Origin of the sequence: Bacillus sp. AFS088145, assembly GCF_002564465.1 — a bacterium.
Classification (GTDB): domain Bacteria; phylum Bacillota; class Bacilli; order Bacillales; family Bacillaceae_G; genus Gottfriedia.
Genome location: NZ_NUUX01000013.1, coordinates 131,702 through 145,357 on the forward strand (window position 1 = coordinate 131,702; position 13,656 = coordinate 145,357).

6 protein-coding genes and 1 pseudogene are annotated in these 13,656 nt (G+C 34.4%); 1 reads left to right on the forward strand and 6 read right to left on the reverse strand.

Annotation, left to right across the window (positions count from 1 at the left end; translation table 11 throughout):
• Nucleotides 1–362 precede the first annotated feature (362 nt).
• The 3 genes from COI44_RS08915 to COI44_RS08925 form a co-directional block, all read right to left on the reverse strand.
• A complete protein-coding gene (locus tag COI44_RS08915; protein WP_353616010.1) occupies nt 363–815 on the reverse strand; it encodes a BclA C-terminal domain-containing protein in 453 nt (150 codons plus the stop codon).
• 425 nt (nt 816–1,240) lie between these two features.
• A complete protein-coding gene (locus tag COI44_RS08920; protein ID WP_286163864.1) occupies nt 1,241–1,552 on the reverse strand; it encodes a dockerin type I domain-containing protein in 312 nt (103 codons plus the stop codon).
• 214 nt (nt 1,553–1,766) lie between these two features.
• Nucleotides 1,767–5,963: a S8 family serine peptidase gene (locus COI44_RS08925; protein WP_098427622.1), complete on the reverse strand. Its 4,197-nt coding sequence runs from the start codon at nt 5,961–5,963 to the stop codon at nt 1,767–1,769.
• Nucleotides 5,964–6,342: 379 nt separating this feature from the next.
• On the opposite strand from COI44_RS08925, the pseudogene COI44_RS08930 reads away from it, so the two are divergent.
• Nucleotides 6,343–6,513 (forward strand): annotated as a pseudogene (locus COI44_RS08930) (IS3 family transposase); the annotation flags it as partial.
• Nucleotides 6,514–6,546: 33 nt separating this feature from the next.
• Here the strand turns inward: COI44_RS08930 and COI44_RS08935 are convergent.
• The 3 genes from COI44_RS08935 to COI44_RS08945 all read right to left on the reverse strand — a co-directional run bounded on the left by COI44_RS08935 (nt 6,547) and on the right by COI44_RS08945 (nt 13,374).
• Entirely contained in the window at nt 6,547–10,716 is a 4,170-nt protein-coding gene (locus COI44_RS08935; RefSeq protein ID WP_098427623.1) for a S8 family serine peptidase, read from the reverse strand.
• 419 nt (nt 10,717–11,135) lie between these two features.
• Nucleotides 11,136–12,398 (reverse strand): helix-turn-helix domain-containing protein, encoded by a 1,263-nt coding sequence (locus COI44_RS08940; RefSeq protein WP_098427624.1) that lies wholly within the window; start codon nt 12,396–12,398, stop codon nt 11,136–11,138.
• 79 nt (nt 12,399–12,477) lie between these two features.
• The gene (locus COI44_RS08945; protein ID WP_098427625.1) at nt 12,478–13,374 is read right to left on the reverse strand and encodes a LysR family transcriptional regulator; all 897 of its coding nucleotides are present in this window, start codon (nt 13,372–13,374) and stop codon (nt 12,478–12,480) included.
• Nucleotides 13,375–13,656: the final 282 nt, after the last annotated feature.

Below are 13,656 nucleotides of genomic sequence, written 5' to 3' on the forward strand. Positions count from 1 at the left end.
ATTCAGAAAGCAGCAGTTAAAGCAGGATTAAATCGGTCAACATTTTGGTTACACTATCGAGTTAAGAGTTATTAATGCAAGTCACTAGAGATTAAAAATGACCTTGCAGACAAAATTAATTTTCTTTAATACAGGCAAAAGATTTAACAGAACAGCAACAACTAATAAAGTTACTTAATTATTTATATATCCAAAGAAAAAGCCGTTTTTTCTTTATAGAAAAAAGGCTTTATAAGTACACTGTTAACGAATCAGAGCACATTTAAATTGTCATCTCTTCAAATAAAATAGTTAATGCTAAATGAAAATACTAAACTATTTGAAAAAAAACTAATTTAATTTTTTAATGACAATAGAAGCGTTTACGTTCGCTGGATTCCTCCAATTACAGTTGCAAGTCCAACAGCTGTTGCTGAAGAATGATTTCTAAGAGTAAGCACATCAGCAGCCGCAAAAGCTACTATAGCTTGCCCGTTGTTTTGCTGAGTACCAGCACCTGAACCATAGATCGTACCTGCAACCGGCAAGCCATTTACAAATAGTGCAAATTGGTTTGATTCTGTACCCGACACTGAGAAATTAACTTCGTAAATCCCCGGAGTAATAATTGCAATTTGATAGGTACTAGGGGTATGCGTAATTCCACTTGTCATTATTCCATTTGAATCAAAAATGACATCTGCCTCTACTGCAACCGTCTGAGGAGTTAGATTGAAGATGTATGCGAATTCTGATAAGCCACCTCCTGTTGCTCCCGCTGGGNNCCCGCTGGGCCTGTCGCTCCTGCATGAATAAAATTCATAAAAAAATGACACTATCTTAAAATAAACAAATGGCCCAAACCCTTGATACTCTTAGGTTTGAGCCTTCTCATTTGTATGATCCCAACTGGACTTGAACCAGCGACCCCTCCCCTGTCAATTACAGCGTACGAGGTTTATTCAGTATTACTGAATATTTTAGGTCAGTTATGTCCATTAATTCAAGGGGGGCAATGTAATTTTATGCACACCTTGTTCGTTATTTCTATTATTTCTATATAAGTCTGTGCAATTTTTGTGCAATGTGAATTTCAGTGCATAGGTGGTCGGGTGTTTTATTAGATTAAAAATTAACGATGAAAGTAAATATTAAAACAAACTTCAGTGCGGAAATAGATTAATAAATACACTATGTGAATCAATACTTTCCTCTAAGAAAAAAGAGCAACTACAAATTTCGTAGCTGCTCTTTTTTAGCATTATTGAATTCCTAGTGCACTCTTAATACTTTCTAACGTTTGTGATTTATATTTCTTTTTAGGAGTTGGTGCATAGTTGATTGTTGGATTTTGCATTAAGTAATTTTCTTCAACAAATGCCATATCTTTTGCGTCTACTACTCCGTCAAAGTTAATATCCGCTTCACGTTTGTTTGTTCCCCAATATGTTTGGATATACATCGCATCCATTACGTCGATTACATCATCTTTATTAACATCACCTGCAACAGCTGGGTTAAGTTGTAAGAAAAGATTTTGATTAGTGACTTTTCCATCTTCATGGAATCCGATTGTAAAGTCTTTGTGTACTGTAAAATGTCCTGGAACATTGTATTCAAGTTCGTATTGATTACTGAATTGTTACTCATAAAAATCGCATCAGTTATTGTTTGCTCGACACTTACATTATAACGAAAAGGGCGATTTTTTTCTATTCAAAAGGGCTGCCCATAAGTCAGTTCCCTGAATGATGGACAGCCCGATTTACTATTTTTAACTTTACCTATTACTGCATTCCCACTTCGTGAAGAACGTCATTTAATGTTTTCCCCTTGTATTTCTTTTCTGCTTTTGGTGCATTGTCCATCCATGGGTTTTGCATTAAGTAATTATTTATCACATATTGCATATCTTTCTCATTTACCACACCATCAAAGTTGATATCTGCTGCACGTTTATTTGTTTCCCAATAGGTTTGAATATAAAGCGCATCATTAATATCGATAACATTATCTTTATTCACATCTCCTGCAGGTGCACGGTCATAATAGAGTGCCTTCGAGTAAGGTTTCACTTCACCATTTTCATCCAATCCGATTGTAAAGATTTTCTTAACAGTGAAATGCCCTGGCATATCTACTTCTAGTGTAAAAGGTTTATCCGTTACCGGTAAATTAGATGTTAAATGCCATAGAAATCCACCATTACCTAGCGTGTTTGGATATTCTTTTCCTGTTTCATCTGTTATTTTAACTTTTGCACCTGCTTTTATATAATCCATAGTTAGTGGTTCATCAGTAGTTTGAACCCCAAATGCTTCAGCATTGACCCACGATTTCATAAATGAGTAAGTTCGTTCAACTTGATATGGAAGACTTATACCAAATGATGATTTCGTCGTATCATCTGTATTTGAGTACGATACATTGAATTGTGCAAAACTTGGGCTTACACTGCCAGAATCATCTTTCACTTTGTATGTGATATCAACCATTGGAACCTTACCTGATAATCCTGTTTGAGCAGTGTCACCAATTAATGTTGCAGTAATGTCAGTTCTTTTTCTCATTGTTCCTTCTATGTTTACATCTGTATTCACTGTCTTAATATCAACTTTCCCATCTAATGTTCCATGAGGCTTAATGCTTACCAGATCGGCATTGGAAAGGCTTGGATCTACAAATGAATACACAGCTTGCTTCATGTTTGCCATATTGTTCATAGAAAGAGTAATTGTTACTGTATCGCCAGCTTTTACTGTCTGTTTATTAGGAAGTGCTGTTCCATACGGCGTACCTTGTTTCACGTAGTATAGAAGTTTATGACTATAATAGTTTTGCACTGTTGCCATATTTTGTGCATACATTTCTACTTTGTACGGTTGTATAGTTTTATTCAGAGGGATTTGTGTTGTAAAGTTACCGTTACTGTCTAAAGGAACCGATAGTACCCCTCCACCAAGTATTTTGGTCGGCACTGTATAGAAAAGTTTGTTATTTGCTTGTGAAACATCTATGCCGCCAGCTTTCATCTCATCCACTCCTGAATCATAGACAGAACCTGTTAACGATACAGTTTGTTGTTCCGGGCTATATTCATATACGCCAGAGTCCGCGTTAAGATTTAATATTGGTTGCGTAACGCTGTAATAAACAGGAGCATCTGAACTAAAGGTTTTCCCCTGATCATTTGTTCCTACCATTCTTATTTTGTACAATCCTGGTTTAGTTTGTTCATAATCATATGCAATCGGTTGATCTGGATTTCCCGTTAATGGATAGTACATACCCTCGTTCAATATACCTTTTAGGTAATATTGAACATTCTCATCTGCACCCAAGCCATCCAATGTGCCAAGGAATCCTAATTCTTGATTCGTTTTTGGATCAATAAGGAAAAAATCCATCGTGCGCATATGAGATTTCAATTGAAAATCAAGACCTACTGACCATCTTATTCCGTTATAGCCAGCCTCTACCGCTGTCGTATAGGCAGGCGGGTCTGCTGCGATATGGTCAATCCCTTCTTCAACGGTTTTAATGGCAAATGGTACTTGATATGTTTCATTTGGATTATCATGATTCGTATAAGTAACAAATCCTTCATATACTCCAAGGGCTGCTGATTTTGGAACTGTAATTCCAACAACTGATTTCTTTTTCGAATTTGCCCCTACTTTTATTGATTTGTCAGTCACAATCATAACGCCATTTGCATCAGCATCTAGTGAACCTCTACGCCCTGTTTGGAACGCAACATTTACGTCATATGTTTTTGATTGATTGCTATTATTATAGATATTTAATGTGCGTTGATCACTAATGTTTGAACCTGCTGGTGCAAAGACGCCAAATGCTAGTGCTCCTGTTAAATCTTTGACTGTTTTTAGATTGCCTTTTTTATCTTCTTTTCCTAATGTTTCGTCTACTACTTCAATTCTTGTTTGTGCATGAATTGCTTCATATGGATCAACTTGGCCTGCCCCTGACTCATACACGCTATAATCTCCGTTTAAAGGATCAGCTGTATTCATTAATGTTTCTTTAATTTGAGCAGGTGTGATATTTGGATTCGCTTGTTTTAATAAAGCGGCAACACCAGCTACATTTGGCGTAGCCATTGAAGTACCCGATAAATTATCGTATGCATATTGATAATTACCAATTTGATCTGCTCCGTGCACATAAGATGGGACAGTCGAGAAGACGGATACACCTGGTGCCGTAACTTCTGGTTTAATATCATACGTGATACGAGCTGGACCACGAGAACTGAAACTTGCTAACTTGCTACCTTCGTCAGTTAGTTTTCCCATTTCATCAAATGAGAATGTCGCTGTACCTGAAGTAGTTTGTGGTTGAATTAATTTTGCTTGCTCAAGTGACATAGTGAATGTTGGTATCATTCCATACCCTGCACCTAAGTATGATGGAATAAATCCTTCTCCAGCCACATTATTCGCAATAATTACTGCTTTAGCGCCATGTTTTTGCGCTTCTTTCACTTTATCAACAAATTGAGTAATCCCTCGATTTACGAATACGATTTTACCTGTTACATCTTTTCCATTATAGTCAGCTGGTGATCCTGTATTTGGTATAAAGACGATCGGTAGATTTTGTCCTTTTAAGCTCTCAACATTGTCACCAAAACCCATACCTAATAATTTCAAATCAGCTTGTACTTCTGATGTTCCATGCAAAGTTCCTTTTGATGTAGCGATTGAAGTTTTTGTATCATTTGCGCCTACTGTAATTGCTAATGCAGATGCTGCTGGTGATCCTAATGTGTACATACTGGCTCCAGAATTTCCTGCTGCAACAACTGCAGTGACTCCTGAAAGTACTGCATTGTTTAGTGCGAGACTTTCAATATTCTCAGGATCATTCGAAGTATTACCTAGCGATAAATTGATTACATCCATACCATCCGCTATCGACTTATCAATTCCACCTAATATATTTTCAGTTGAACCTGAACCATATGCTCCTAGTACACGATATACGTAAAGGTCAGCATCTGGCGCTACACCTGTTACTGCGTAATCTGTATTATTTTTACCACGGCCTGCTATAATTCCTGATACATGTGTTCCATGCTCTGTATAATATGGTGATCCAGGTGTTTCAGGAGCACCTGATTTTTTCCAATCGTCATAAGTAGTCTCCATTGGATCGGCATCATTATCGACAAAATCCCAGCCTTTCACTGAGCTTGGACTAATTGATTTTGGATCGACGCCTGGTTGTGCACGATACCCTTTATATGCATCCGTTAAATCAGGATGGTTGTAATCAATTCCTGTATCAATTACTCCTACCTTAATCCCTTTACCTGTAAAACCTTCTTCATGTAATTTATTGATTCCAGGAAATACTTCAGTTGCTACTTTTTTCGAATCACTAGATCCTTCAGTTCCTTCTGGACTAGTAGGTGGCTCAACTTTAATGACATTATTTGGCCAAACTGCTTTAACTACTTTTGATTTTAATAGCGATTTTACTTTATTTGCTGGTAGTTCAATTGAAACACCATTAAGCGAGCTCTTATATGTGCGTTTAATCTTGAACAATTTATTATTCTCTTTTAAATCATCTTTGTAAATTGTTTGCAAGTCGCTTTTAAATGTATCTTGAGCTGTATCTGCTTTTTGCTTTGCATCTGAAACTGATAAACTATTTCCTTCTGCTGCTGCTTCTAAAACAGCAATTTTTGCCGGCTGATCTTTAAATTCTACGATAACCGACAAATTATCTGAACTCTCCAAATCTACTGATGATGGTAACTGAAGACCTTCATCACTTGTTGCCTTTAATTGTTTCAGTGCCTGACGTTGTTCTGGTGTAAGTTTTGCAAGTACTTGCTCAATCGAATCTGGCGTTGTTGCCTTTGCAATTTGATGATAATTATGAATTGGTAAAGAACTTAATAGTACCCCTGTACTAAGTGTGAAAACTGCAGTACCTTTGATAATTCGTTTCATCTAACTCTCCCCCTCAATCTTTTCTCTCTACATTTTTAATTATACGGACATTTGACAAGTTTCATTTTAATGATAATTCCAATCAATATTTCTTCTTTTATCGACAAAATTCAACAAATAAAAAAAACTCATTAAAGAGTTATTGATATAAAATATTGATTAACTTTGTAGAATCTTGTTATTTTTTAGCGATTAGTTATATTTTATTTCTTTCGTTTGACAGGTTCATTTTAATGCTAATTCCAATCAACTTTCTTCTTTTGCTGATAAAATCCGATAAAAAAGAACTCGTTTATGATATTATCCCTTCATAGTAGACACTTAGAAAAGTCCATCCGATAAAACGGATGGATAGTCTTCTTGACATAGTTAAGACTAAAAGTTGTATTTGGTGAATCCAAAAACTAAGAAAGAAATAGTGGATGCGATCAATGAGTATATCTATTTCTATAATACCGATCGATTCCAAGAAAAATTAAACGACCTTTCCCCGATAGAATATCGAGAAAAGGCCGCAGCTTACTATACTCTTTTTTCATTGTCTACTTGACAGGGGGATCTGCATAGTAGCTCTTATTTATACTTATTTTATTCCTAATTCACTCTTCACTGTTTCTAATGTTTGTGATTTATATTTCTTTTTAGGTGTAGGTGCATAATTAATAGTTGGATTTTGCATTAAGTAATTTTCTTCAACAAAAGCCATATCTTTTGTATCTACAACTCCATCAAAGTTAATATCTGCTTCACGTTTGTTAGTTCCCCAGTATGTTTGAAGATAAATTGCATCCATTACATCGATTACATCATCTTTATTTACATCACCTGCATTAGCGGAGTTAAGGCGTAAGAATAGATTTTGATAAGTGACTTTTCCATCATCATGGAATCCGATTGTAAAGTCTTTGTGTACTGTAAAATGTCCTGGAACATTGAATTCAAGTTCGTATTGATCATCAGTTAATGGTAAATTTGGGACTTTGAATCCTACTGAAGGTCCAGCACCCGAAGGAATCACTCCATTGTATACCGTTCCGTTGGAATTTGTAGCTTTTATTTTAATGCCCATTTTTGAATAATCATATTGTTGATTTGCTTCTCCAGCAGGAGTCAAAAATGCCTCAGCTTTGTTAATACCACGAGCAAGTGAATACGTTGGTTCTAAATAATCAATCGCTGGATTTCCACTTATTGCAGTTTTTGTCGTATTATTCGTATCAGTATACGTTGTTGACATTGAATTTTGGAACAATACAGGGTATGCAGTGTATTCGTTACTCATTGTAAATGATAAATCTGCTAATGCAAGATTTCCTGATAATGGATCTACCCCATCCTTTAATGAAACTGTAACTGTCGCCTCATATAAACTTCCAGCAAATAACTTATCAGTAACATTTACATTGACTTTATCTGCAACACTTGGATTTGGCGTAACATTCATCGATGCTACATCAGTGTAATGATAAAACTTATAAACAGCTTGTTTTACATTGCTTACTTTATTTAAAGTTAACGTAGCAAGAGCTGTTTCTCCCATTTTTGCAGATCGTTTTTCAGGTGACATGTATCCATAGGCAACGTCGTCTCTTGTAACGAGAATTTCTCTACCTTCTTTAAATGTTTTATTTGATGCCGCATCTATTGCGTAGAATGAAAGTAACATTGCTCTTGTAGGGTTTGTTGGAATATTAACTGAGAATGTACCATCTGGATTTACAGGTACAGAAGTTGCTCTTCCGCCAAAATTATCTAAATAATATACTTTCGTACTACCTTGATTAAAATTCATGCCAACTTCTTGCATCTCTGCTGTTTCTTTGTCATATACCGAACCAGTAAAGTTCACTGTACTTTGACCATTTTTATATTCAACGACATCTGGACTATTAATCGTCATTTTTGGAGCTGTGTTATCAAAATAGAAAGGTGCTTCTTGCGCAAATGTTTTTCCTGCATCATTTGTGCCAATTAATTTTAATTTATAGTATCCTGGTTTCGCTATATCTGTATCATAAGCAAATGGATGTTCTGAATCACCTGTTGCTTTGTAGTAATATCCATTAAAAATTTTTTGAACGATATAATTCACATTTTCATTCATACCTAATGTATCCATGGTACCAATGAAGCCCAAATCTTTGTTCGTTTTTCCATCTTCAAGAATAACATCAATCGTACGCATATGTGATTTGATACTAAACAATGCGTTTGTATAGACTAATTGTCCTGAATATGCAGAATCAAATACTTGTGTAAATGCTTGTGGACTCATTGTGACAGGGTTAATTCCTTCTTCGACTGTTTTAATTGCAAATGGGACTTGATATGTTTCATCTGGATTTGAATGATTTGTATACGTTACGTATCCTTCATAAATACCAAGTGCTGCTGGTTTCGGCACTGTAATTGCAACAACCGATTTCTTTTTCGAATTTGCTGCTACTTTAATCGACTTATCTGTGACAATCATGACTCCATTCGCATCTGCATCTAATGAGCCTCTTCGACCTGTTTGGAACTTAACATTTACGTCATATGTTTTTGCTTGATTACTATTATTATAGATATTTAGAGAACGTTGATCGCTTACATTTGTACCAGCTGGTGCAAACACGCCAAATGAAAGGGCACCAGTTAAATCTTTGACTGTTTTTAGATTACCTTTTTTATCTAGTACTCCTTTTGTTTCGTCCATAACTTCGATTCTTGTTTGCGAGTGGATTGCTTCATATGGATCAACTTGACCTGCACCAGATTCAAACACACTATAACTTCCATTTAAAGGATCCGCTGTGTTCATTAATGTCTCTTTAATTTGAGCAGGTGACATATCTTGATTCGCTTGTTTTAATAAAGCGGCAACACCAGCCACATTCGGTGTAGCCATTGAAGTACCTGATAAATTATCATATGCATATTGATAGTTACCAATTTGATCTGCTCCGTGCATATAAGAAGGAACTGTTGAGAATACAGATACACCTGGTGCCGTTACTTCTGGTTTAATATCATACGTGATACGAGCTGGACCCCGGGAACTGAAACTTGCCAATTTGCTACCTTCATCAGTCAGTTTTCCCATTTCATCAAATGTGAATATCGCTGTATCAGAAGTAATTTTTGATTGCAATATCGTTCCTTGCTCTTTTGACATAGAGAATGCTGGAATCATACCATAGCCTCCACCCAAATATGCAGGTATAAATCCTTCTCCAGCCACATTATTCGCCATAATCACTGCTTTAGCTCCATGTTTTTGCGCTTCTTTCACTTTATCAACAAGTGCATTAGTACCTCTATTTACGAATACAATTTTTCCTGTTACATCTTTTCCATTATAGTCAGCTGGTGATCCTGTATTTGGTATAAAGACGATTGGTAGATTTTGTCCTTTTAAGCTCTCAACCTTGTCACCAAAACCCATACCTAATAATTTCAAATCAGCTTGTACTTCTGTTGTTCCATGCAAAGTTCCTTTAGAAGTAGCGATTTCAGTTTTTGTATCATTTGCTCCAACTGTAATTGCTAACGCAGCTGCTCCTGGTGAGCCAAGTGTATACATTCCGTCTCCAGCATTCCCTGCAGCTACTACTGCTGTGACTCCTGAAAGTACTGCGTTGTTAAGTGCAAGACTTTCAATATTCTCAGGATCATTCGAATTACTACCAAGCGATAAATTGATTACATCCATGCCATCAGTTACAGATTTATCAATTCCAGCTAATACATTTTCAGTTGAACCTGAACCAAATTTTCCTAATACACGATAAACATAAAGGTCAGCATCTGGTGCTACTCCAGTTACTGCATAATCAGCATTATTTTTGCCACGTCCTGCAATGATTCCTGATACATGTGTCCCATGTTCTGTATAAAATGTTGCTCCATTAGATGTTTCAGCAAGGCCAGATTTTTTCCAATCGTCGTAAGTAGTCTCCATTGGATCGGCATCATTATCGACAAAATCCCAGCCTTTCACAGAGCTTTGACTAATTGACTTTGGATCGACACCTGGTTGTGCACGATACCCTTTATATGCGTCCGTTAAGTCAGGATGGTTGTAATCAATTCCTGTATCAATTACCCCAACCTTAATCCCTTTCCCTGTAAAACCTTCTTCATGTAATTTATTAATTCCTGGGAATACTTCAGTTGCAACTTTTTTCGAATCACTAGATCCTTCAGTGCCTTCTGGACTAGTAGGCTCAACTTTAATGATACTATTTGGCCAAACTGCTTTAACCATTTTCGAGTCTAATAATGATTTTACTTTATTTGCTGGCAGTTCAATTGAAACACCATTTAGTGAGCTTTTATATGTGCGTTTAATTTTGAACAATTTATTATTCTCTTTTAAATCATCTTTATAAATTGTTTGTAAATCATTTTTAAATGTATCTTGTGCTGTGTTTGCTTTTTGTTCAGCTTCTGAAAGTGATAAACTATTCCCATTTGCAGCTTCTTCTAAAACTGCAACTTTTGCTGGCTGATCTTTAAATTCAACAATTACTGATAGTTTATCTGAACTCTCTAAATCTACCGAAGATGGTAACTGTAGTCCTTCCTCGCTAGTCACTTGTAATTGTTTAAGTGCCTGGCGTTGTTCTGGTGAAAGTTTTGCGAGTACTTGCTCAATAGAGTCTGGCGATGTTGCCTTTGCCATTTGATGATAATAATGAATTGGTAAAGAACTTAATAGTACCCCCGTACTAAGTGTGAAAACTGCAGTACCTTTGATAATTCGTTTCATCTTATTCTCCTCTTCATACTTTTTTTCCTACATTTTCATTATACGGACATTTGACTATTTTTAATATTCTGATAATTATAATCAAACTTTCTTCTTTTATTGATAAAATCCGACAAAGAAAAGAACTAACTTCGGAGTTATTCATGTAAATTATTGATTGATTTCGCAAATACTTATAAATATTTAGCAATTATATAAAGTTTATTTCTAAATCTAAGGTTAAAAATTCTTTCGTTTGACAGGTTTCATTTTAATGATAATTCCAATCAAATTTCTTCTTTTACTGATAAAATCCAATAAAAAAGAACTCTTCTTTAATCTGACACTCACTATAGACACTTAGAAAATCCCATCCAGATAAGGGATAGCTAGTCTACTAGTCAAGTTTAAGACCATATAGAGTTCTTTTTGTAACATATTCATGAAATTTGTCGAGAATTACCATTACTTAACAACTGAATATATTTAATTTCTAATTGTGGCGTTAAAAATTCTTTATAATGCCAAATCGCAAGTAGACATTGATTTATCTTTTCATACATTCCAACATTTTTCATTTTCATAGCAACTACAATGAAATCATCCAATCCTTCAATAGACATACTAGTTTCACATTTTAAGAGAGCGAGTGCAAAACAATAGTCTAAATATAGCTGTTGTTTAAATAAATCTGCACTACTTTCCAAAGCAGCAATTTCAGTTCCATGAGAATTTATTAATTTTAATGCATCATCAAATCTACCGAGTCTTACATACGCTTCAAGAATTCTTGGGATTCCTACATATAAATCGTCTCTATCTTTAATCCATTCATAGTAATCATCCACATAGTGTAGCTCTCCAAAATCAATCAAAGCAACAAAACGATTTCCCACTGCAATTTCTGCAAAATATTCATTGACCTTTTCATAACGGTCAATTAATTCCATTACATCTTTTTTATTTTTATCTAATTTCCTTAATGCAATACATTGATACATTAACGCTCGTCCAAAATGATCCTTATTTTTAGCTATTTTTTCTAGTCGTTTTGCATAATATAGCAACTTATCCCATTCTTTTAACATATATTTTGTATTTGTAATCCATAAAAGCGTTAGCTCTTGGTATTTCTCAGGCATATATTTCAAATTTTCTAATACTTGTCCTAAAACAGATTGACCTTCTTCTGTTAATCGAGTGATATAGTATTTTCGGAAATAACTTATACTAACTTCCTCATCTGAGTGGTCTGGCATATGGTTAATGATGATGTCATAAATTGGTAGAGATTCCTTTTCATGTCCCTCTAAAAACAATTTTTCCGCAACTAAAAAAAGAATTTGTAAGTTCTTTGTTCGGATGATCTTAGAGTTTTCTTCTAATATAATTGAAATCATCGCTGTAAATTCATCATTAAAATTGTTCATTACACAATTATGAAGATAATCAATACTTCTACGCTTATTTAGTGAACGATTTTGGTTGAAACATAAATACGCATATTTGGAATAAAAAAAACCTATTGGTAGGTCAAATGCTTTCGTAATTGCATCTAAATATCGAATCGAAAGGGCTTTTTTATTATTAAAAATTCTACTAATATCACTAATATGAATACCCGAATTGGTCGCAAGTTCCTTTTTGTTGAATTTTTTTATTTTCATATAAGTCTTAAATTCATAAAGAAGTAGTTGATTCATCATGATTCTCCTATCACGAGTGAAAAATAGTTTTACATAAATAATAAAAATCAGTTAAAATGATTACTTTTACGATTGTTTAAGCAAAATCCACATTACCTAATTTTAAATACTTTAAAAACTCAGAACCAAAATTAGAAATAGGATTATTCCAAGAATAGATAACCCAGAATGGAATGATTGAATATTCAAGTGCCCTAAGTCTGATTGGAACAATATCACCATTTACGATATAAGGGTCATATTTCGTTCCAATTTCACAGGCAATTGTTATCGCTTTATTTTCTTTTACTACCCTTTTTATTAATTCCATATTGTTTGTAGAATAATATATTTTCGATTTACTAAAGTAAAGATTGTAAAATGCTTCCATGGCTGATGAACTATATAAAACAAATTGTTCATTTATTAAATCTTTTGGCGTTAAACAGTCATAATCTACTAATGAAGAATTTTTACTTACAAGCACACATAGATTGCTTTCACAAAGTTTTTCATAACGAATGTCTGTTTCTTCTTTTAGTAAACTTTCACTTATTGCTAATACGCCAATATCCGTTTTACCTGTTTTTATATTTAAAAGTACTTCTAATGAATCTTTTTCTTGAACGAGCGTATCGACGTGAGGATAATCATCCTTATATTTAATTAATGAATTAAAAATCAGGTCAGAGGCAACTGCAGAATACGATATTTTTAAATTAGCTTCCTTTACGTTTTTTTGAGTATTGATTTCAGCTTTTAACTCCTGATATTTTGAAAGCGTATCTAAGACTTTTTTTAGAATGACTTTCCCTTCATCAGTTAATATCGAACCGGTCCGTGTACGTATAAAAAGGGTAACTCCCCATTCCCTTTCTAATTGTGAAATAGACTGACTAATAACAGATGAGGTTATATGAAGATTTTCAGCTGCTTTTAAAATAGACCGTTCTTTTGCAACTTCAACGATATAATAGAGTTTTTCAATATACATAGTTACTCCTTTAAAAACGATTATGCAATTTTATGAACAAACCTATTTAAAATTTGGTTTGTAATTGTAAACACCTAATTCCCATTAATATTTTGTCTTTTTTTCTATTAAAATGTAGTATTTTAGCATTGTTAAGTCGACTTTAACACTAGTTTTTTTTGTTGTATATAACGCAATTATTAACATATGTTAAGTGATTTTAAACATACTTCCAAATACAAAAAAATCTGCACCCGATTGTTAGTTGAATCTAACAATTTGGGTGCAGTTCAGTTTAGGTTT

Excerpts from the sequence above, each read along its gene's own strand:
- COI44_RS08935 (WP_098427623.1), bottom strand. The coding sequence starts at position 10,716 with ATGAAACGAATTATCAAAGGTACTGCAGTTTTCACACTTAGTACGGGG.
- COI44_RS08945 (WP_098427625.1), bottom strand. The coding sequence starts at position 13,374 with ATGTATATTGAAAAACTCTATTATATCGTTGAAGTTGCAAAAGAACGG.
- COI44_RS08940 (WP_098427624.1), bottom strand. The coding sequence starts at position 12,398 with ATGAATCAACTACTTCTTTATGAATTTAAGACTTATATGAAAATAAAA.
- COI44_RS08925 (WP_098427622.1), bottom strand. The coding sequence starts at position 5,963 with ATGAAACGAATTATCAAAGGTACTGCAGTTTTCACACTTAGTACAGGG.